The organism is Psychroflexus torquis ATCC 700755, assembly GCF_000153485.2.
Lineage (GTDB): Bacteria > Bacteroidota > Bacteroidia > Flavobacteriales > Flavobacteriaceae > Psychroflexus > Psychroflexus torquis.
The window spans coordinates 4,131,794-4,154,734 of sequence record NC_018721.1; the positions used below are offsets into that span (position 1 = coordinate 4,131,794).

Here is a 22,941-nt window from a genome sequence, read left to right on the forward strand (position 1 = left end):
ATTCATTATCAAAATATTAGACCAATTTAAGTCAGGTTTCTTGGCTTTTATATTGTCATAATATTAAGAAATCGCCCTATAGCGTAGAACTAAATGCCTATATTGAAATTATATTCCAATTAAAATGAAAAAAATATTTCTCCTTTTACTGTTTATAAATATAGGTTGTCAATCTAACTCTGAAGAACATAAAGAAATAGAAGATTCAGAAAAATTTTCCAGAGATCTTCAAGACATTAAGGAAAGTGGAAAATTAAAAGCTTTAACCATTTATTCAGGAACCACTTATTTCTTGTATAAAGGTCGCCCGATGGGTTTTGAATATGAACTTTTAAAAAGAATGGCTAAAGACTTAGATGTTGAACTAGAAATGGTGGTAGCCAAAGATGAAAATGACTTAATAAAACTTCTTCAAGAAGGTGAGGGTGATCTTTTAGCCTACGGGTATACCATCACTGAAGACCGGAAAAGAAAAATAAATTTCACAACTCCATTATATCTTTCTCACCAAGTTTTAATTCAGAAAAAACCTGAAAACTGGCGGAGAATGAAATTACATGAAATAAAAAAACAATTGGTAACTAACGCCGTTGAGTTAATAAATGATACTATATCAGTAAAGCGAAACTCTTCTTATGCTTCAAGAATTAAAAACTTATCTAATGAGCTAGGAGGCCCTATTATAATTGATACTCTTAAGGGAACTTTATCTACGGATAAGATAATTAAAAAAGTTGTAGACGGAGATATTAAGTTCACCATAGCAGATGAAAACATTGCTTTTATAAACTCTTCCTACTATCCTATTTTAGATATCAGCACATCACTAAGTCTGTCTCAGCGTATTGGCTGGGCAGTCCGCAAGACAGATACTAATTTATTAGCGGCTGTTAACCAGTGGCTTGAAAAAGCAAAGAAAACAACAGATTATCATGTTATATATAATAAATATTTCAAAAATAAAAGGCTTTATAAAAGCAGAGTCATAAGTGAATTTTATAGCCTCAATGAAAACAAAATAAGCCCTTATGATGATATCCTAAAAGAAAATGCAGATCGGATAGAATGGGATTGGAGGCTCTTGGCTTCTGTGGCTTATCAAGAGTCTCAATTTAAACCTAATAGAGATTCTTGGGCTGGCGCTAGCGGTTTAATGCAAATTATGCCTGCTACAGCAAAGGAGCTAGGTATTACAGATCCTTATAATCCAAATCAAAGCTTAAAAGCTGGAGCGACTTATTTAAAACAGATGTTAGAAAGTCATAGTAATGTCAAAGACAGCATACAAAAAATTAAGTTTGCACTAGGGTCTTATAATTGTGGCTTATACCATGTAAAAGATGCTCAAAAACTTGCTAAAACCCAAGGTCTGGACCCGTTGATATGGGATGATAATGTAGAGCTTTCTTTGCTCGACCTTAGTTTTCCTGAGCATTACAATAAATCGTTTATAAAGTATGGATACGTTCGAGGTGAAGAACCTTATAACTATGTAAAAGAAATTTTTGAAAGGCTTGAACATTACAAAAAATTTATTGATAATTAATTTCTGATTTGTTGTTTCAAAATTGATTTAAGTTTGTCTTTAATATCTTCGGAGGCATCAGACAGCATTTGTTCGTGTGTTGGATAGTTAACTGGTCTTCTTGTTAAGAGGAGACTCTCATCATTGTTCAAGACTTTTTTGTCACCTTCAAACCTTGCAAATCTATTTTCGAATATAAAAAAACTCTCCAATGGATAATTATTAATTTTTTGATCCGAGATTAAATCAAAGTAATTTACTTCCGCTATAACTTTAACTTCTTTAGATTGAACAGTTTCAAATAAAGTCCCACTTACATTAATAACACTATCTTCTTTAATTTTATCCCCCTCTTCGTCGAGAATAAAATTACCAGCTCTATCTTTTTTATATCTCCAACCGTCAACCACTGCACGTTCTAAAGGAACTTGACGCTCAAGTAATCGTTCTGGAGAAAACTGTATAGAGGTGAAATTGATATCTATCGCAAAGTCATATGAAAAATCCTCTCTAGGATTCACATGATATTCAGTCCATAAATCATCAAGATCATAGGTGTTAAAATTTAATAGTCTATCTTCTAATAAAGCAGGAATAATTTGCTCGGTAGTGTTATAAAGAGATACTAATACAAAATCAATTCCATTGATATACGCATCACGCTTCAAGTTGGATGCATTCTTATAACCTGGGGTTAGTTTTTCCAATTCCACAAAACTATTATAAGCCAAACGACTGTCAATTTTATCTTCTGAATCCAAAAATCGACTCGCTTTCACATACAAATATTCAGCATAATTCTCCTTTCTAGCTATAATTTCATCTGAAAAATCATAAAACTCAAATACCACCCTACTCCCATCTTCATTCTCAAGAGGAAGTAGAGGTTTTATTCTATTTTGAACATCTTGAAGCCTTAGATAGGATTCATAAATAGGTTTCGCATTATTTTGTAGGGTCTCTTTTTCTAAAAAATCTATGCGCTTTAGATTAGATTCCCTAAACTTTTCGAAAGAAGTCTTTAGCAAGTTGGCATACTGATATCCTTTTTTGTTGAATTTATTTTTTTGTAACTGTTTTACAGATCTGTTAATTGCTTCCGTATAATTACCAGAATTTATAGCTCGCTGTGTTTTTTTAACCGAATTACAGGAAAAGATGAGAAAGATTACAAAAATGGATACAAGTGCTTTCATAAGTAAATTTGATTGTCAGTTTAAAATGTAAATTAACAACCTTAAAAATTAAAACTAAATATTGAACTGATTTTCAATGCTATAAAACTTCTATTTGAATTAAGTCTAAATAAGCTTGCACAGACAAAAGATTGCTATTAGTTTTGCGCCCGCATTTAATTTTTAATCTAAATACGTATAAATGAGGACGAGTACCATTAAAAAACTAATACTTTCACTAGTTCTACTTTTCAGTTGTATTGATGTAGAGGCACAAACAAAATCTAATAATCAAAAATCTTCGGATTCCATTCAGGATTTAAGAGAGGTAACAATCGTTGCTAATAAGCTATTAGGAAGTAAGTTTGAGGTAAAGAATAGAACAGGTTCTGCCTATTTTCTATCTAAAAAAGAACTTCAACAACAAAATTATACCGACATCAACCGAGTTTTAGCTCTAGTGCCTGGGGTTTCTATTTATGAAGAAGATGGATTTGGACTTCGCCCTAATATTAGCTTAAGAGGAACATCTCCAGAGCGATCTTCCAAAATAAATATCATGGAAGATGGAGTTTTAATAGCTCCTGCGCCTTACAGTGCTTCCTCTGCTTACTATTTTCCAAATGTTAACAGGATGCAATCTGTAGAGGTTCTCAAAGGAAGTAGCCAAATTCAATATGGTCCAAATACCACAGGTGGAGCGATCAATTTTATATCTACAGAAATCCCAAATGACTTCAGAGCTAACCTAAGAACAAGTTATGGAACATACAATACCTTAAATAGCTATGCTAATGTTGGCGATTCTTTCAAAAACTTCGGTTATACGGTTGAATATAATAAAAGGCGTTCAGATGGTTTTAAAAATCTTGACAATGGTGGAAATACAGGATTTGATACCAATGATTTTGTCGCAAAATTTAGAGTTAATACAAATCCCGAAGCTAAAGTCCAGCAATCTTTAGACTTTAAGTTTCAGTATTCCGATGAACAATCTGATGAAACTTATCTCGGGCTAACGGATGAAGATTACGAGATAACTCCTTACAGAAGATATGCTGGTTCGCAAAAAGATTTGATGGATGCGGAGCACACGCAATTTATATTGACTCATACTGCAAAATTTTCAGATTATTTTAGAATCACAACAACAGCTTATAGAAATGATTTTAAGAGGAATTGGTATAAATTAAATGATGTGTCCGCTAACGGAAGTTCAGCAAGCATTTCAAATTTAATGGAAACCCCAGGAGATTTTCCGTTTTTATTTGGATTGGTGAACGGAACACAGAACTTCCAAGGTTCTGCCCTCAATGTAAAAAATAATAATCGAGAATATTATTCACAAGGAGCTCAAACTAAAGCAGATTATCACTTTGCCACTGGATTGGTTTTTCATGACATTGAAGTAGGTTTAAGATATCACCAGGATGAAGAAGATCGTTTTCAATGGGTCGATGGTTATAACATGATTAATGGAAATATGAATATAGTGGAACAAGGGACTCCTGGCACAGATTCTAACAGAATAACTGATGCTAATGCTCTCGCTGCTCACGTTCTTTATAAATTAAAGTACAAACGCTGGACATTTACTCCGGGGTTGAGATATGAAAATATCACTTTAGAAAGAAATGATTTTGGAACCGAAGATGTCACTAGAACTGGAACTAACTTAAGTACTAGGTCTAATGAAATGAATGAATTTATACCAGGAATTGGTGTTAATTATAAGTTTAACCAAGAATTTTCATTATTCGGTGGAGTTCACAAAGGTTTTTCTCCTGCAGGAACTACTGAGGGAGAAAGCTCCGAACAGAGTGTAAATTATGAATTAGGAACACGCTTTAGTCATAATGGTTTTTCTGGTGAAGTCGTAGGTTTTTATAATGACTATAGCAATCTTCTTGGGAGCGATTTAGCGGCAACTGGCGGTGGTGGAACCTTAGATTTGTTTAATGCAGGGGAAGTGGATGTATCAGGTCTTGAAGTGCTAGGTGGTTATGATTTTCTAACCAATAACGTCAACTTCAGTCTTCCACTAACAATGACTTATACATTTACAGATGCAGAATTCCAAAACACCTTCGACAGTAATGTTGGTATATGGGGAGAAGTGGCTTCGGGAGATGAAGTCCCCTATATTTCTAGACATCAGTTTAATGCAGGCTTAAGCTTTATAGCTGAAAAATTTGAAGCGCATGCTAATGCTAGATATAGAGGGGAATTTAGAACCCTAGCTGGCACTGGAGACATTCCCACCAATGAAAAAGTAGGAAGTAATTTCATTTTTGATATTTCTGCTAAATACCATTTAACAAATAACTTTAGTTTAACGACTAATGTCATCAATATGTTAGATACAGAATACGAAGTCTCTAGAGTACCTGCTGGTCTTAGGCCGGGTCACCCATTTGGAATCTATGGAGGATTTGAATTTAGACTATAAAAATTAAATTTTTTTTATTTCAATAGAAAGCCCCGATCATAATTGATCAGGGCTTTCTTCATTAAAACTTTAAGTCTATACTTATTGTTTAAGTATTTTCTTGGTAATAGAGTTTTCTCCATTGCCTATTTTTACAAAATAAATCCCAGTGGCGTAAGCATTTAAATCAATGGATATATCTCCATTCATTTGAGTTTGGTAAAGTTTTTTACCACTCATATCAAATAGCTCCACATTAAATTCTTCATTTGAATTTATTTCTATTTGAACAAAAGCAGAAGCCGGATTTGGATAAATGCTCAAACTAGAGCTAAAATCGAATCCAATTGAGGATAAGTTATCACTAACTCTGAAATTTGTAGATTCTGATCCACCAAAATCACCTCCTTCGAATATGAGTTCACCCGAACCCGTTTCCAAGCTATAAGATCCATTACCAAGGCCGCAACAAATACCATCCCCATAAGTATCTAAAATAACAAATTCGAAGCAACTATCTGGATCCACTTCAAAAGTTTCAGTATAAGTTGTAAGATTAGTCAGTACCCCTTGGCTTTCAGCTAGTAAGTTTCCATCTTGATCATAAAACTCCCAAGAAGTTTCAGAGGCATACTCATCTGTCACTAATGTTAAAATTACTGTTTCTGTGTCATATGTAGCATCTTGAAAATTATCTATTGTTCTTGTCATAGAATTGTTATCAGGAAATCCATCTTGAACACCATCAATTTCTAAAGAGGCAACCAATACATTTCCATCTGAAAGGCTAAGAGTAGGAGAAACAATTTCTTCACTTTCACCAATTGCTAAAGAGCCTGACCAATCTACACTTACTTCATTTTGGGTACCCATTTGATAAGTTAATGTAGCATTTGTGACCACTTCATTTCCTTCATTAACTATTCTGAACACAGGAAAAGCTTCATTTCCACAGATAACATCACTTATATTATCAACTGCTAATGCCACGTCATTATCAAATATTTCTGAAGATGGAAATTGATCCAAGACAAGAACTCCTGTACCTGTAGGATCTAACCATTCTTGTAACCGTGATGAAGACGTATCTCCATAATCCCATGACACGTCAAATCTTCCATAAAAATCAAAAGCTCCGTTATTGGAAGTACCACTACAAGCAGCAGCTCCACCTGCAAGTTGTCCAACAATCCGACCATTTTGATCAAAAAGAGGTGAACCTGAAGAACCAGGCTCAGTTACTCCCAATTCCCATTCATCCAAAAACCAATTATCCATATTACTAATTCCTCCAAAAGATCTAGAGTTTTTAAATGGAGAATCATCATCTCTCGAAACTTTCATAATATCCCCACTAGGATGGTGAATACCCACTGTAAAATCTGGAATATCTCCACTTCGATCCCAGCCTGGCCAAACTAGATCCCAATCCGTTGATAAAGGAGCATTTATTTCTAATAATGCAAAATCTGATTTAGCACTACTTGCTAATAGAGTTGCACCACTAGCGGTTTGATCAAAATCTCCATCGGTAGAGTTTGTTGTTGTAGAACAAGATGGGTCTGGACTTCTCCAATTAAATCTAAATGCCCAACCGGCAGGAGAACTTCCAAGACAATGATTTGCTGTTAGAAAATATTGTGCACCATCGTTATTGGTATTATTTATTAAAGAGCCAGAACAAAATCCACTACTACCAACAATAGTCATAGCTACAGATTTTTTTAACTCCTCTTTCAAATTATCAAAGTCACTACCTATAGGGCAATCTACATCTTGATTACAGGGGCCAGAACTATTTAATGCTTTACTTAGTTGAGGTATATCCATAACACTCCTATATCCATGAACCACTTTAGAGATATGAAGCTGACCTTTGAACTTAGCGTTTGCAGGTTCAAAATATTCTATCCAAATATTATCACCATCTATAAGCCAACTTCCAAATTGCATATCATCTCTATTCTGAGAGGAGGTATAGGCTCCTAAAAGATCTGTTTTATCTTCATTATAAAAATAAAGTTTAGCCCCATCAGGAAGACGATATTCATCAAATAAAAAATTCAAGGTCTTAGCCCCTTGAGATTTTATATTTAAAAGCCAAACTCGATCTCCATTTTTGAGCTCGTTCCAAGTTCCATCTTTAAAGTTAAGACTCACTTGGTGTTCATGACCAAATCTATAGGGTTGGTTTTTTAGCTCATCGTTAACAGCATCTTCTGCTTGTAAAGATTTTAAGTTAAAATTGGGAAGACTCAAAGCTTTGTTGGATTCAAGTTCTAAGTCCCAACTCTTGGGATTACCTTCATTGGTGACTTGAGCCTGACTAAAACCGAAGCAAAACAACAACAGTAAGCAAACATTGTATTTATTTTTCATGTTAAATTTGTTTTAATTGATACAAATATATTAAAATAAACTGTTAAATAAATTATTATAGTCTATTAAATCAAAACCAATTGCATGACAAAATATAAGTTTTGAGTTTAAAAAAACTGCCATAATGGCAATATTTTTTTAGGTATATATTTTGAAATAGAGTTTTAAACATATTTAACATGGATTTTAAAAACTTCACCATAAAAACACAAGAAGCTTTACAAAAAGCTCAGTTACTTGCTCAAGAACTTGGACATCAGCAAATAGAGAACGAACATATTTTTAAAGCTATAACCCAAGTCGATGAAAATGTAACTCCTTTTCTATTGAAGAAGCTCAATGTCAATACTCAATTGTTTCTTCAAATTTTAGATAAAAATTTAGAGAGTTTTCCAAAAGTAACCGGAGGTGATATTGTATTATCCAGAGAAGCGGGTAAAACCGTTAACGAGGCTAGCATTATTGCTAAAAAAATGAATGACGAATATGTTTCTATTGAACATTTAATTTTAGCTATTTTTAAAAGTAAGAGTAAGATTGCTCAAGTTTTAAAAGATCAAGGGGTTACAGAAAAAGCTCTAGAATCTGCTATACAAGAACTTCGCCAAGGCAATCAAGTAACTTCTCAAAATGCAGAAGATAATTATAATTCTTTAGAAAAATATGCCAATAACTTAAACGAACTTGCTGAAGAAGGAAAGTTAGACCCGGTTATAGGTAGAGATGAAGAAATACGAAGAATTCTCCAAATTCTTTCTCGGAGGACTAAGAATAATCCAATGCTTGTTGGTGAGCCTGGTACTGGTAAGACAGCTATTGCAGAAGGTCTTGCTCACAGAATTATTGCTGGAGATGTTCCTGAAAACCTAAAATCTAAAAAGATTTATAGCCTTGATATGGGAGCGTTAATTGCAGGTGCTAAATATAAAGGAGAGTTTGAAGAACGATTAAAATCGGTTATCAAGGAAGTGCAAGATAGTGATGGAGATATTGTCTTATTTATAGACGAGATCCATACTCTTGTAGGGGCTGGAGGAGGACAAGGTGCAATGGATGCCGCTAATATTTTAAAACCAGCCTTAGCTAGAGGTGAATTAAGAGCAATAGGAGCTACAACATTAGATGAATTTCAAAAATACTTTGAAAAAGATAAAGCCTTAGAAAGACGTTTTCAAAAGGTAATTGTGAATGAACCAGATACCGAAAGTGCTATTTCGATCCTAAGAGGAATTAAAGAGAAGTATGAAGCTCATCATAAAGTCCGGATTAAAGATGAGGCCATCATAGGAGCTGTGGAACTTTCTCAACGCTATATTACCAATAGATTTCTTCCTGATAAAGCCATCGATTTAATGGATGAGGCCGCTTCAAAATTAAGGATGGAAATAAATTCGAAGCCTGAAGAATTGGATGTACTCGATAGGAAAGTCATGCAGTTGGAAATAGAAATTGAGGCCATTAAGCGTGAAAAAGATGAAACTAAATTAAAATCGCTTAGAGTAGACTTGGCAGACCTTAAGGATGAGCGCAATACGCTTCACGCCCGATGGAAAAATGAAAAAGATGTGGTTGATAATATTCAGAGATTAAAAACTGATATTGAAGACTATAAACTAGAAGCAGAACGAGCAGAGCGCGAGGGTGATTATGGCAAAGTAGCTGAATATAGGTACGGCAAAATAAAAGAAACTCAAGAACAACTCAGTAAATTACAAGAACAAGTCGAAAGCCAGAAAACCAAAAACACTCTTATTAAAGAAGAGGTTGATTACGAAGATATTGCAGAAGTAGTTGCCAAATGGACAGGAATTCCAGTGACAAAAATGCTTCAATCTGATAGAGAAAAACTCTTAAAACTTGAAGATCAATTGCACAAAAGGGTTGTTGGACAGGAGGAAGCCATACAAGCGGTCTCTGATGCCGTAAGGCGAAGTCGTGCTGGCCTTCAAGACCAAAATAGACCAATTGGATCTTTTCTCTTCCTAGGTACTACAGGTGTGGGTAAAACGGAATTAGCCAAAGCGCTTGCAGAATATATGTTTGACGATGAAAGCTCGATGACACGTATAGATATGAGTGAATATCAAGAAAGACATTCCGTAAGTCGATTGGTAGGAGCACCTCCAGGCTATGTAGGTTATGAAGAAGGTGGACAATTAACGGAAGCGGTAAGAAGAAAGCCATATTCTGTTATACTTTTAGATGAAATTGAAAAGGCCCACCCAGACACGTTTAATATTTTATTGCAGGTTTTGGATGAAGGTCGACTCACAGATAATAAAGGTCGACTTGCAGATTTCAAAAATAGTATCATAGTCATGACCTCTAACATTGGAAGTCATATTATCCAAGAAAAATATGATACGACTAAAGATGTTGAAAGTGCAATGGAAAGTGCTAAAGTGGACGTTCTAGGCTTATTAAGACAAAGTGTAAGACCAGAATTTCTAAATAGAATTGATGATGTGGTTATGTTCACTCCATTATCGAAAAACAACATTAAGGAAATTGTTGGGTTACAGCTCAAGGGTCTTAAAAAGATGTTGATGAAACAAGGTATTACTATAGATGCTACAGAACAAGCTATCGAGTATATAGCCAAGATTGGCTTTGATCCACAATATGGAGCAAGACCTGTTAAGAGGACGATCCAAAAAGAAGTCCTTAACATCCTATCAAAAGAGATTTTAGCCGAAAAAATCAAAACCGATAGCATTATCCTTTTAGATCAATTTGATGACAAGCTGATTTTTAGAAACCAATAATACCAATTTACACTCAAACAAAAAGCCCGTTTGTAAAAACGGGCTTTTTGTTTATTATAAGAAGTCAAAATCAATCTATCCAAGTTTGATACATCATATAATTGTCTGCTGTTCTTTCTATCATTTCTTTATTTTCTTTAGAAACATCTTTTAGCTTTTTAGCTGGAATACCCGCATAGATTGTATTTTTTTCAACACGAGTTCCTGAGACAACAATTGCGCCTGCGGCTATAATACTCCCCGATTCTACAACAACATGGTCCATCACTATAGCACCCATGCCTATCAATACGCTATCTTCTATGGTACAACCATGAAGAATAGCCTTGTGCCCTATAGAAACTCTATTCCCGATTTTTGTTGCTGCTTTTTGATAAGTACAGTGAATAACAACACCATCTTGTACATTAACTTCGTTTCCAATCTCAATAGAATTGACATCTCCTCGAATAACGGCATTATACCAAACACTACAATCGACTCCCATCCTAACATCTCCTAGCACAGTAGCATTCTGTGCCAAAAAACAAGACTCTGGGATAATTGGTGAAACTCCTTTAACAGATTGAATAAGTGCCATTTCTATTTACTTAAATACATTTTACGTCTTCCATATAACTCATAAAAGGTATCATCTTTTAAGCTATCAATAAACAGGATGCTTTCTCCAGTACTTTTCATCTCTGGTCCTAGTTGCTTATTGACATTATGGAACTTATCAAAAGAGAAAACCGGTTGCTTAATAGCATAGCCTTCAAGCTGAGGATTAAAATTAAAATCCTTTACTTTTTTATGTCCTAACATAATTTTAGTGGCATAATTCACATAAGGCTCCTTATAAGCTTTTGCTATAAATGGAACTGTCCTTGATGCTCTTGGATTAGCTTCAATAATATACACATTATCATCCTTTATTGCAAACTGCACGTTGAGTAAACCCACCGTATTTAAAGATAACGCGATTTTCTTGGTATGATCTTTTATCTGTTCTAGTACTAAATCTCCAAGATTGAAAGGTGGTAATAATGCATTAGAATCTCCAGAGTGGACTCCACAAGGTTCTATATGTTCCATAATTCCTATGATATAGACATCTTCACCGTCGCATATTGCATCTGCTTCTGCTTCTATAGCTCCATCTAGATAATGGTCTAATAATAGTTTGTTATTAGGCATTTTCATTAATAAGTCTACGACATGAGTTTCTAGCTCTTTCTTATTGATCACAATTTTCATTCCTTGGCCTCCTAGGACATAAGAGGGCCTTACTAAAATAGGAAAATCGAGCTCTTCAGCTAAAGCTAAAGCTTCGTCTGCTGTTTCTGCTACCCCAAATTCTGGGTATGGAATATTATTTTGTTGTAGTAATTTAGAAAAACTTCCTCTGTCTTCCGCTAGATCTAAAGATTCAAAACTTGTTCCCAAAATCTTGACACCGTATCTGCTTAACTTTTCAGCCAGTTTTAAAGCTGTTTGTCCTCCTAGTTGAACGATCACCCCTTCAGGGTTTTCATGCTTGATGATGTCGTAAATGTGTTCCCAAAAAACAGGTTCGAAGTATAATTTATCTGCCGTATCAAAATCAGTAGACACCGTTTCAGGATTACAATTAATCATAATCGTTTCATAACCACATTCTGCAGCCGCCATCACTCCATGTACACAGCAATAATCAAATTCGATTCCCTGCCCTATTCTATTAGGTCCAGACCCTAGGACTATAACTTTCTTTTTATCGGTCACCACACTCTCGTTGGCTAAAACTTTCTCCCCGTTTGCGTCAATTACATCTGCTTCAAAAGTGGAATAATAATAAGGGGTTTTGGCCTCAAACTCCGCTGCACAAGTATCGACCAACTTGTAAATTCGATTCACATTAAGCTCCTCCCTTTTGGTGTACACTTCGCTTTCTAAACACTTCAACATGTGAGCAATTTGCCGGTCTGCAAAGCCTTTTTGCTTAGCTTCAAGCATTAATTCCTTAGTGATACTTTTTATATCATACTTTGAAATTTCTTTTTCTAAACTGTACAGCTCTTCGTATTGCTTAAGGAACCACATATCGATTTTGGTGATCTCATGAATACGACTTAGTGGGATTCCCAACTGAATAGCGTCATAAATCACAAACACCCTGTCCCAACTTGCATATTCTAATTTGCTTAAAATCTGATTGTAATCTGTATAGCTTTTTCCATCTGCACCAAGTCCGTTTCTTTTTATTTCTAAAGATTGAGTGGCTTTATGCAAAGCTTCTTGGAAAGAGCGTCCAATCCCCATTACTTCACCTACAGACTTCATTTGCAAGCCTAAGGTTCTATCTGATCCTTCAAATTTATCAAAATTCCAACGTGGTATTTTTACAATAACATAATCCAATGTAGGCTCAAAAAATGCAGAAGTAGTTTGAGTGATTTGATTATGAAGCTCGTTCAAATGGTAGCCTATAGCAAGTTTTGAAGCCACTTTTGCAATAGGATACCCAGTTGCTTTAGAGGCTAAGGCGGAGGATCTAGAAACCCTCGGGTTTATCTCTATGGCAATAATATCTTCTTTTTCATCTGGACTTACCGCAAACTGAACATTGCATCCACCAGCGAAATCTCCAATACTACGCATCATTTTAATGGCCATATCTCTCATTTTTTGATATGTCCTATCACTTAGCGTCATAGCTGGAGCGACAGTTATAGAGTCGCCAGTATGGATACCCATGGGATCCATATTTTCTATACTACAGATAATAGTCACATTATCATTGCGATCTCTGAGGAGTTCTAACTCATATTCTTTCCAACCTATTAAGGCCTTATCAATTATGACCTCATGAATAGGAGAGGCTTCGAGCCCACGAGTAAGAAGCTCTTCAAAACTATCTTCTGAATAGACTATAGACGCCCCGCTTCCACCAAGGGTAAAGGAAGCACGAATTACAAGAGGAAATCCAAAATCTTGAGCTACCTCATTTCCTTGAAGAAAAGACGTCACCGTTTTGGACGGAGCAACTCCTATTCCAATATGCTGCATTAATTTTCTGAATTTTTCTCTGTCTTCTGTGATATTGATCGCGTCAATATCTACTCCAATAATTTTAATGCCAAAATCTTCCCAGATGCCTTTATCATCAGCCTCAATACACAGATTTAAGGCCGTTTGTCCGCCCATTGTTGGAAGAACAGCGTCAATATCTGGGTGTGCATTTAGGATGTCTACAATAGATTTAGTTGTTAGTGGTTTCAAATAGACGTGATCTGCCATAGAAGGATCAGTCATAATTGTAGCAGGATTGCTATTGATTAAGATTGTTTTTATACCTTCTTCACGAAGAGATCTTAAGGATTGAGAACCTGCATAATCAAACTCACAGGCTTGACCTATGACTATAGGACCTGAGCCTATGAGTAAAATAGTCTTGATAGAATTGTTTTTTGGCATAGTAAAATTATAAAAAGTGAGACTATTGGGTATAAAAAAAGGCGTTACTTAAAGCAACACCTTATATTATGAATTTAATGTTTCATTTCTTATCGTTTTCTAAGACTCATTTCAGAGGAAACACTCAATTTCTTTCTTCCTTTAGCTCTTCTTCTTTTTAGGACTTTACGGCCGTTTACGGAGGACATTCTCTCTCTAAAGCCGTGTTTATTCTTTCTTTTTTTATTGGAAGGTTGAAAAGTTCTTTTCATTTTTTATTTCTTTAAATGTATTATCTTTTTTTGAAAACTGGGTGCAAATATACGACTCCTTTTTATTTTTGCAAACCTAATAATAAAGTTTTTTTCAATTGTTTTTGTTAGATTTGCAATCAAAATCAAAATCATGTTTCATAAAAATTTCAAGCTTATCATTGCAGGCCTTTTAATAGCTTTTGGCATATTCCAAATTGTTGAAGGTTTCATTGGTAATGGAATTGCCCTTATTCTTTTTTCAGGGATATTTATCTTTATTTATTTTAAAAACGAAATGATTTTGTTGGCATTTTTAAGATTGAGGAAACAGGATTTTGAGGGAACACGAAAATGGCTAGATAGAATTAAAAATCCTGAAACGGCTTTAACTCAAAAACAACAAGGCTATTTTAACTATATTCATGGCTTACTACTTTCTCAAACCAATATGACGAAAGCTGAGAAGTACTTCAAAAAGGCGATAAAATTAGGTTTATCCATGCAACAAGATTTAGCAATGGCTAAATTAAACCTAGCGGGTATCGCTATGACTAAACGGAGAAAGCGAGAAGCACAACTGCTTTTAAAAGAAGCAAAGTCTCTTGATAAAAATGGAATGCTAAACGAGCAGATACAAATGATGAAGAAACAAATGAAGCGCTTCTAATTACCTACAATATTTTTTTCTAAAACTAGACGGCGAAATTCCTGAGTGTTTTACGAAGGCATTTGTAAAGCTAGAATTGGATGTGTAGCCAATATCGAATGCAATTTCCTTAACCGTTTGGTAAGTGTTTTTTAACTTTGAAGAAGCCAATTTCATTTTCTCATCAAGAACATATTGATAGGGTGTTTTACCTACTTCCTTTCCAAATTCTCTTATAAAGTGAAACTTACTCCAACCTGAAACACGAATAAGTTCATCTGTTTTTATTTCTTGATTAATATTGGTATCGATATATTCTAAAGCTCTTTTAATGGGTTTTGAATATTTGCTCTCTTCTTCAACTTCATAGTTACCAATATCATCAAAAGAGGCTTTTTTGTTATACAAAGCCAATTCAATATTGCCTATGACGTCAATTTCTCTAAAGGGTTTGGATAGATATGCTACAGGCTTAGTCGTTTGGATGCGTTTAAGAGTTTCTGTATCTGTATATCCTGTGATATAAATAAAAGGAATTCTCGACTTAGAATTTAAATACGACCCTATTTGTATGCCCTCATATTTTTTACTTAAATCAATATCCAGCAAAATAAGCTCGGGTTTAAAGGTGTCTAGGTTTTTAATACAACAATTATAGCTCTCGCAAATAGTTGAATCAAAACCATTTTGATTGAGAATAGATTGGATTTCAAAAGATACTATTTTGTCATCTTCTACTATTAGTATTTTTGTTTTCATAGGATTGGGAATGATAGTCTAACAAATTTCTTTTTATAATCGAATTTACCCTTAAGCTGTTTTACCAATAAATCAAATATTTTAAACTGCTTTTCGAATAAATCAGGGAATTTTTCATGATTTTTGATACTATCAAAGGAAAATTTTAAACTTATTTTTTTTGAATTGTGGCTAAAATCTAACACCATTCGATCGTTGAGGCTCATCCTGAAATCGTTAATCTCGACCAAAATATAAGCCAAAATTAAAAGGTCATCTACGTCTACTTTTAAATGCGAAGTGTCCGTTAATTCAAAGTCTATCTCAGAGGTAGAACTTTTTAAATATTGAAGGAATTGGAGCACATAAAATTGAAAAGAAATCAATGTATCAGATGGTAAAGCTTCTTCTTTATTAGTCCTGTAAAACACATCGTAGAGATAGGTTAGGGCAAATATTCTATCTACTATAACCTTCCTATCATCAAAGTATAACCGATTCGTCGCCGATTGTATATTCATCAAACTCAATTGAGTTTGGAGATTATTTTTAAAACGATGAAGAGTTTTGTCCAGGATTTCTTTTAGACCGTCACTATTTTCCTTTAAATTATTTGTCATTAAAAATTGATTGGTTAAAACAAAGATAAGTTATTTAAAATTAATTATTTATAATTATTGCTAAATAAGCAGGAAGATTGTTTAGGTTTAATCGCATTAATTTGTTTAAATTTAACAATTAATAACTATATATTGATAAAAATTATTATTTTTTTATTTTTTTCATCATCAATTTTTTCTCAACCTGCAGAAAAAAATGATAGTATTCTATTTTCCCAAATGTTAGAATTATATCACGATGAGTTTCAGGCAAAATCAGAGGCTGATTTTAATCTAGGAAATCACAATTCTACCAATAATTATTTTGATTCTTTAGTCAGTCATAAGCTTAAGGGAACAATTCTAGATAACTTTAGAGTTTATAGTATCAATAATAAGATTAATCATCTATATGATTTTAAAAAACCTTTATATATCATGAGTTATGCGTCTTGGTGTGTTCCTAGTAATGGGGAGACCGAAGCTTTAAAGCAACTTATAGACACCCATGGAGATTGGATGGATTTTGTACTGATAATGTGGGATACGAAAGAGGATGCTATTTTGTTTTCTAAACAATTTCATACTAAAATCAAAGTATTGTATGTCGACGAATTATATAATACAGAAACCAAAACTATTAAAATGTTGAAGCATAAATTAGGGCTTCCTATCTCTATAACTTTAAGTCAGGATAAAACAATTTTAAACATTAGAAGCAATAAGCAGGTTCATCCTTCTGTAGACGAGGAAATAGCTACTAAGATTTGTCTAAAGTCTATGAAAAAAGATATTTTAGATTTAAAAAAATATGAAAATCTATAGCTTATTTAGCAAAAATCATTCTAAACCCAAGGACTACTAATACGATTCCAAAAATTCGTTTTAAAACTTTTTCATCTAGGCTTATAGCTAATTTCGATCCCAAATATCCCCCAATCACAAACATAAGTGCCATAACTAATGCATATCTCCAATTTAAACTACCATCTTGGTAATAGTTATAGGCTGCTGCTAGCGTCACTGGAACTGCTAAAACGGCTAGGCTTGTACCTTGAGCTTGGTGCTGTGAAAATCCTAAAAGTAAGATCATAAGCGGAACCATTACCACTCCCCCACCAACTCCAAGAATACCACTTAAAAAGCCAGCAATAAGACCAATAACTACCAAAGCTAAAATTACTAATAAACTCATACTAAAGGTTTTTATTTAAGAACTTCAATTTTGTAAACTTTCTTGGAATAATTATCCAAATGTTTATCTCGAAGCCAAGGATTATGAATCTTTAAGGTCTTATAATTCATATTAAACTGTTTAGCAAAATTTACGAAATCACTTACTGCCGTATCGACTTCTACCTTTTTTATAGGCTTCATTTCATAAAGATCTTTATCCTCATAATGAAAGCCAAAATCTTCAGCATTGGATAGAATATGTTTTAAAGCTACGATTCTAAAAACATACCTGGATGTTTCTGGATTGAGAAGTAAATCAAAATAATCGTTTACCTCTTGTCGTTTTAACTCTCTCGATATTCCTGCATTACCGGCATTGTAGGAAGCTGCGGCTAATGTCCAAGTTCCAAAACGCTCCTTGGAGTTTTTGAGGTATTGGGAAGCTACTTCAGTAGCTTTTTCTATATGGTAGCGTTCATCAACATTATCGTTGACTTCAAGACCATAATCTTTTGCAGTTCCTTTCATGATTTGCCAAAATCCTGTAGCACCTGCATGAGAAACTACATGTTCTAAACCGCTCTCCGCAACTGCTAAATATTTAAAGTCATCTGGAATCCCATTCTTTTTTAGAATAGGCTCAATAATAGGAAAATACTTATGAGCCCTTTTTATCAAAAGTAGAGCATTGGATTGCCAATACGTATTGACTAACAACTCTCGGTCTAACCTTTCTTTGATATCTGGAATATCTAAAGGAATCTTTTCTCCTGCAAAATCAATTTGCTCTGGTATGTCTATCGCAAACACGTTATAATCATTTTCAAAACTTTTTTCTGGATTCGAAGTTTTAACGTCTTCATCGTAGCCAGCTATAAAACTGGTTATGGCAAAATAACTTCCAAGAGTTAAAGTGGCCACCCCTAAAGTAAAAATCGATTTTGTAAAAAATGTATCTAATTTCATGTTCTAGTTTATTTCTTAATGTTGTAAAATTCCTTCTGAAATTAATCCAGGTAAATTGGCATTAAACCATCTATATTTATTTAAGATCATAATATGTGATCCTTTTGCAATTCCTATACAATCACTGATATTCTTTATGGGAAAAACTAAATCTTCATCACCATGGATATGAATTATATCCTCAATGGGTTGAACTTGCTCCCAGCATAACATCTCCTTTATAGCCCAATTTATATAGTATTTATCTTTCATTGAAAAATATTGCTGATAAAGTTTTAAACGTTTTCTTATGGCGCTGCCTACTGGTAATTTTTCAATTTGAGTGATATAATTCAACAAGCCTGTAGGTAAAATTTTATAAAACCCACTGTATCTTGCTAGTTTCATACGTGCTGGCAATTCCTGTTTTGACTTTACGCTAGAAATAATAATCAAGCGTTTTATTATCAAAAACCTGCTCATTTCCTGAACTAAAACTCCACCAAAAGAAACACCTATCAAAACAACAGGCTTATCTTTTTCAATTGGTTCAACCATTCGCTTAGCATAAGCCTTTAAACTTTCCTCTTTCTTGGGAATTTCCCATGACAGCCAAACCATTTTAAACTCCTTATCCGGCAAATCAATTCTCTCAAAAACTGTTGGATTAGCAGCCATTCCTGGCATCATATACACATTGACCACACCTGTTTAATTTGAGTAAGAGTTAAATACGAAAATAAGTTATAAATTATTGATTACCTTTGCTAATCGATAATTTGTTACGTAAATTTTTATAAGATTTATGTAATTTAGTTTTATGGATTTAACGATCCTACACAAATCATTCAAAAAATGAAAACAGTAGAATTTGAAGTTATAAAAAATGATTTCCAAAGGCAGTATGAAGCTAAAATTGAAGGTGAAATATTAACGGCTGAATTTTCTGAGCAAGAACGCAAAATTTTTCTTACTAAATTGACTGTTCCGGACGCTTATAAAGATTCTGAAATTCAAAATATTTTCATTTCAAAAATCCTCGATAGCTTTAAAGATACTCGCTTTAAGGTGATGCCTACCTCTCCTGAGATCGCGAAATTTTTCAGAAAAAACAGACTAAAATACAAAGATTTACTACCTGCTGGCATCTCTATTTAGACTATTCTGTCTTGTGTCGAATATGTGTATTCAATTAAGGTTTCAACAATACATAAGCTAATGGTATTAAACCCAAAAACCTCATTTTGTTTACTTAAATTCGCGCGTTGAAATCGCTATGGAAAAAAAAGAAGAGTTTATTGAAGTCCTTGGGGCTAGAGTTCATAATTTAAAAAACATCGATGTCAAAATACCTAGAAATAAGCTTGTGGTCATCACAGGCTTATCTGGTTCTGGGAAATCTTCATTGGCCTTCGATACTATCTACGCAGAAGGTCAACGCCGGTATATAGAGACTTTTTCTGCTTATGCTAGGCAATTTTTGGGTGGATTGGAACGTCCAGATGTTGATAAAATTGATGGCTTATCACCTGTTATTGCTATCGAACAAAAAACCACGTCAAAAAGTCCAAGAAGTACTGTAGGAACCATCACAGAAATTTACGATTTCCTCAGACTTTTGTATGCACGAGTGGGTACAGCTTACAGTTACAAGACTGGTGAAAAAATGGTAAGCTTCACCGATGAACAAATTCAGAATAACATAGTAGAAGGCTTTAAGGATAAGCGAGTAAATATTCTCTCTCCAGTTATACGCTCTCGTAAAGGCCATTATAGAGAATTATTTGAGCAAATTGCTAAGCAAGGTTTTCTAAAAGTAAGAATCGATGGAGAAATAAAAGACATCGAAAAAGGCATGAAGGTGGATAGGTATAAAATCCACGATATAGAGGTTGTCGTAGATCGAATAAAAATCGATGATGATATCAACTCTAGCAAACGTTTGAGCGAAAGTATTGCTACAGCGATGAAGCAAGGCAATAATGTGATGATGATTCTAGAACATGGCAAGGAAAAGCCTAAATTCTTTAGCCGTAATTTAATGTGCCCCACGTCTGGTATTTCTTACCCCAATCCAGAGCCTAATAATTTCTCATTCAATTCTCCAAAAGGCGCTTGTCCTAAATGCAATGGATTAGGTGAGGTTTTTGAAATTAATCTAGATCGTATCATTCCAAATCCTAATCTCTCAATTAGAGAAGGTGGCCTCGAGCCTCATGGTAAGGAGAAAAAAAACAACTGGGTTTTCAAACAGCTAAAAGCCATTGCAGAACACTTTGATTTTGATTTAAAAGATCCAATTGAAACCCTACCTGAAGAAGCTTTGGATATTATCCTACACGGAGGAAAAGCAAGATTTGAAAAATATAGCGATACCTCTAAAGTTAATAAAACATTCAGTTATAATTTTGAAGGTGTTGCCAAGTTTATTGAAGATACTTTTAATCAAAAAGAATCTTCAGCATCGCTAAAACGTTGGGCCAAAAAATACATGGATAAAAAGCCCTGTGAAACCTGTCAAGGAAGTAGACTACAAAAAGAATCTTTATACTACAAAATCGACGATAAAAATATCGCAGATATTGTGAATATGGATGTAGACGAATTGGTTGCTTTTTTTAAGGATTTACTATCTAGACTCGAGAAAAGCGAAAAAAAAATAGCGGAAGAAATCATCAAAGAAATAAAAACTAGACTTTCGTTTTTGGAAGATGTTGGGCTAAACTATCTAAACTTAAACAGAGGCTCCAAAACCCTTTCTGGAGGAGAAGCCCAAAGGATAAGACTTGCCACGCAAATAGGATCTCAACTTGTAGGGGTTCTTTATATTTTGGACGAACCTAGTATTGGTTTACACCAACGTGACAACGAAAAACTTATCAATTCTTTAGTCTCGCTTCGAGATTTAGGAAATTCTATAATTGTCGTAGAGCATGATAAAGATATGATAGAGCGCGCAGATCATGTAATAGATATTGGTCCTCATGCTGGTAAAAATGGAGGACAGATTATTAGCGAAGGCACTCCAAAAACAATTCTCACTCACTATACACTTACAGCAGATTACCTTTCTGGAAAAAAGAAAATTGAAATTCCGGAAAAGAGAAGAAAAGGCAATGGAAAGCACCTCCACCTTATGAATGCGACTGGTAATAATCTTAAAGATGTCTCTATCAAAATTCCTTTAGGAAAGCTTATTGTAGTGACAGGAGTATCTGGAAGTGGAAAATCCACACTTATTAATGATACTTTATATCCAGTGTTAAATAACTATTTTTTTAATGGTAAGATGGAGGCTTTACCTCATAAAACAGTGAGAGGCTTAAAACATCTAGACAAAGTCATTGATATTAACCAGTCCGCTATTGGAAGAACACCACGCTCCAATCCTGCAACTTACACAGGCGTTTTTGGAGAAATACGAAACTTATTTGCTAAAACTCCAGAGGCCTTAATTCGAGGCTACAAGCCTGGAAGGTTTAGTTTCAATGTAAAAGGTGGTCGGTGTGAAACGTGTAGAGGAGGAGGCTTAAAAGTCATAGAAATGAACTTTTTGCCAGATGTATACGTGGAATGTGAAACATGCATGGGCAAACGGTTTAACAGAGAAACTTTGGAAATACGATTTAAAGGAAAATCTATAAGTGATATCCTGCAAATGACTATTGATGAATCGACTGATTTCTTTGAGCCTATCCCAAAAATCTATCGTAAACTGAAAACAATAAAAGACGTAGGTTTAGGTTATATCACATTAGGTCAACAAAGTACCACCTTATCTGGAGGAGAGGCACAACGTATAAAACTAGCATCAGAACTTTCCAAAATCAGCACTGGAAATACGTTTTATATATTGGACGAACCTACCACAGGACTTCACTTCGAAGATATTAAAGTTCTTATGGAAGTTTTACAAAAACTCGTAGATAAAGGAAATTCGGTATTGATTATTGAACATAATATGGATGTGATAAAGCTAGCAGATTATATCTTTGATATCGGTTATGAGGGAGGAAAAAAAGGAGGACAACTCGTTGCGAAAGGAACTCCAGAACAAGTTGCTAAAGACAAAAAAAGCTATACAGCAGAATTTTTAAGAAAAGAACTCAACTAATACTTTATTATGGTAGATAAACAATACAAAAATTTGAACGCAATTAAGACTAACGACAGTTGGGCTTTATTTAAAATCATGAGTGAATTTGTTTATGGATATGAACGAATGAGTCAAATAGGTCCATGTGTTTCTATATTTGGGTCTGCAAGGACAAAACCTGAGGATAAATATTATGAACTAACCGTGAAAGTAGCAAGTAAAATTGTAGAGCAGGGTTATGGGATTATTACAGGTGGCGGACCTGGTATAATGGAAGCAGGAAACAAAGGCGCTAACCAAGGAGGAGGAACTTCGGTAGGACTTAATATTGATTTGCCTTTTGAACAACATGAAAATCCCTATGTAGATGCGAATAAAAATTTAGATTTTGATTATTTCTTTGTTAGAAAGGTCATGTTTGTAAAATATTCTCAAGGCTTTGTAGTGATGCCAGGTGGCTTTGGAACTCTTGATGAGCTCTTTGAAGCGATTACATTGATACAAACAGGAAAAATTGATAAATTCCCTATTATATTAGTTGGTAAAGACTATTGGAGTGGACTTATGGACTGGATAAAATCAACCTTAGCTGAAAAATTTAAAACAGTTAGTACTAAGGATTTAGACTTGATCGATCTTGTAGATACTGAAGATGAAGTCGTTGATATTTTGGATAAATTTTACAATGAATACGATTTGAGTCCAAATTTCTAAATAGCGATATCAAATTCCTTTTGTTAGAAATTTTTTAATTTAATTTGGCGGCGTCAACCTAAAATTTAAGAGTTACGGCAAGAAGTC

Annotated in this window: 18 protein-coding genes; 8 read left to right on the top strand and 10 right to left on the bottom strand. The window is 34.2% G+C overall.

Translation table 11 applies throughout. From position 1 onward, the window contains the following. Window positions 1–124 precede the first annotated feature (124 nt). Window positions 125–1,546, top strand: coding sequence for an MltF family protein (locus P700755_RS17740; protein WP_015025991.1), 1,422 nt, complete (start codon window positions 125–127; stop codon window positions 1,544–1,546). On the opposite strand, the gene P700755_RS17745 is transcribed toward P700755_RS17740, so the two are convergent. Then, entirely contained in the window at window positions 1,543–2,721 is a 1,179-nt protein-coding gene (locus P700755_RS17745; protein WP_015025992.1) for a hypothetical protein, read from the bottom strand. The two genes, P700755_RS17740 and P700755_RS17745, sit on opposite strands and share 4 nt — an antisense overlap. Window positions 2,722–2,902: 181 nt before the next feature. Here P700755_RS17745 and P700755_RS17750 point away from each other — a divergent pair, with 181 nt between their 5' ends. Beyond that, a complete protein-coding gene (locus tag P700755_RS17750) occupies window positions 2,903–5,149 on the top strand; it encodes a TonB-dependent receptor family protein (protein WP_015025993.1) in 2,247 nt (748 codons plus the stop codon). An 81-nt stretch (window positions 5,150–5,230) separates the two neighbouring features. On the opposite strand, the gene P700755_RS17755 is transcribed toward P700755_RS17750, so the two are convergent. Next, a complete protein-coding gene (locus P700755_RS17755) occupies window positions 5,231–7,507 on the bottom strand; it encodes a T9SS type A sorting domain-containing protein (RefSeq protein WP_015025994.1) in 2,277 nt (758 codons plus the stop codon). A 179-nt stretch (window positions 7,508–7,686) separates the two neighbouring features. Here P700755_RS17755 and clpB point away from each other — a divergent pair, with 179 nt between their 5' ends. Further along, window positions 7,687–10,272 (top strand): ATP-dependent chaperone ClpB, encoded by a 2,586-nt coding sequence (clpB, locus tag P700755_RS17760; RefSeq protein WP_015025995.1) that lies wholly within the window; start codon window positions 7,687–7,689, stop codon window positions 10,270–10,272. 70 nt (window positions 10,273–10,342) lie between these two features. Here the strand turns inward: clpB and P700755_RS17765 are convergent, their stop codons facing one another. The 3 genes from P700755_RS17765 to rpmH all read right to left on the bottom strand — a co-directional run bounded on the left by P700755_RS17765 (window position 10,343) and on the right by rpmH (window position 13,958). Then, a complete protein-coding gene (locus tag P700755_RS17765; protein WP_015025996.1) occupies window positions 10,343–10,852 on the bottom strand; it encodes a gamma carbonic anhydrase family protein in 510 nt (169 codons plus the stop codon). A gap of 2 nt (window positions 10,853–10,854) precedes the next feature. Further along, window positions 10,855–13,707 carry a carbamoyl-phosphate synthase large subunit gene (carB, locus tag P700755_RS17770; protein ID WP_015025997.1) on the bottom strand — a complete coding sequence of 951 codons (2,853 nt, stop codon included), beginning with the start codon at window positions 13,705–13,707 and terminating at the stop codon, window positions 10,855–10,857. 89 nt (window positions 13,708–13,796) lie between these two features. After that, window positions 13,797–13,958, bottom strand: a complete 162-nt coding sequence (gene rpmH / locus P700755_RS17775) for a 50S ribosomal protein L34 (protein WP_003438882.1) — start codon at window positions 13,956–13,958, stop codon at window positions 13,797–13,799. Between the two features lie 133 nt (window positions 13,959–14,091). On the opposite strand from rpmH, the gene P700755_RS17780 reads away from it, so the two are divergent. Continuing rightward, a complete protein-coding gene (locus P700755_RS17780; RefSeq protein WP_015025999.1) occupies window positions 14,092–14,607 on the top strand; it encodes a hypothetical protein in 516 nt (171 codons plus the stop codon). On the opposite strand, the gene P700755_RS17785 is transcribed toward P700755_RS17780, so the two are convergent. Both P700755_RS17785 and P700755_RS17790 read right to left on the bottom strand, forming a co-directional pair. Continuing rightward, entirely contained in the window at window positions 14,608–15,345 is a 738-nt protein-coding gene (locus tag P700755_RS17785) for a response regulator transcription factor (RefSeq protein WP_015026000.1), read from the bottom strand. Continuing rightward, entirely contained in the window at window positions 15,342–15,944 is a 603-nt protein-coding gene (locus P700755_RS17790; protein WP_015026001.1) for a sensor histidine kinase family protein, read from the bottom strand. Before P700755_RS17790 ends, P700755_RS17785 begins: the two co-directional genes overlap by 4 nt. Before the next feature lie 219 nt (window positions 15,945–16,163). Between P700755_RS17790 and P700755_RS17795 the strand changes: the two genes are divergently transcribed. Beyond that, window positions 16,164–16,748, top strand: coding sequence for a TlpA family protein disulfide reductase (locus P700755_RS17795; protein WP_245535969.1), 585 nt, complete (start codon window positions 16,164–16,166; stop codon window positions 16,746–16,748). A gap of 1 nt (window position 16,749) precedes the next feature. Here P700755_RS17795 and P700755_RS17800 read toward each other — a convergent pair whose 3' ends face one another. Genes P700755_RS17800 through P700755_RS17810 form a run of 3 tightly spaced genes read right to left on the bottom strand, consistent with a single transcriptional unit; the run spans window position 16,750 to window position 18,731 of the window. Next, a complete protein-coding gene (locus tag P700755_RS17800) occupies window positions 16,750–17,118 on the bottom strand; it encodes a sulfite exporter TauE/SafE family protein (protein WP_015026003.1) in 369 nt (122 codons plus the stop codon). Between the two features lie 11 nt (window positions 17,119–17,129). Then, entirely contained in the window at window positions 17,130–18,065 is a 936-nt protein-coding gene (locus P700755_RS17805) for a lytic transglycosylase domain-containing protein (protein ID WP_015026004.1), read from the bottom strand. Window positions 18,066–18,080: 15 nt separating this feature from the next. Continuing rightward, window positions 18,081–18,731: an alpha/beta hydrolase gene (locus P700755_RS17810; RefSeq protein ID WP_051007989.1), complete on the bottom strand. Its 651-nt coding sequence runs from the start codon at window positions 18,729–18,731 to the stop codon at window positions 18,081–18,083. A gap of 168 nt (window positions 18,732–18,899) precedes the next feature. On the opposite strand from P700755_RS17810, the gene P700755_RS17815 reads away from it, so the two are divergent. From P700755_RS17815 to P700755_RS17825, 3 genes are all read left to right on the top strand, one after another. After that, on the top strand, window positions 18,900–19,202 hold the full coding sequence (locus P700755_RS17815) for an N-acetyltransferase (protein ID WP_015026006.1): 303 nt from the start codon (window positions 18,900–18,902) through the stop codon (window positions 19,200–19,202). Between the two features lie 118 nt (window positions 19,203–19,320). Continuing rightward, on the top strand, window positions 19,321–22,158 hold the full coding sequence (uvrA, locus tag P700755_RS17820; RefSeq protein ID WP_015026007.1) for an excinuclease ABC subunit UvrA: 2,838 nt from the start codon (window positions 19,321–19,323) through the stop codon (window positions 22,156–22,158). A gap of 9 nt (window positions 22,159–22,167) precedes the next feature. Then, window positions 22,168–22,854: an LOG family protein gene (locus P700755_RS17825; RefSeq protein ID WP_015026008.1), complete on the top strand. Its 687-nt coding sequence runs from the start codon at window positions 22,168–22,170 to the stop codon at window positions 22,852–22,854. Window positions 22,855–22,941 lie beyond the last annotated feature (87 nt).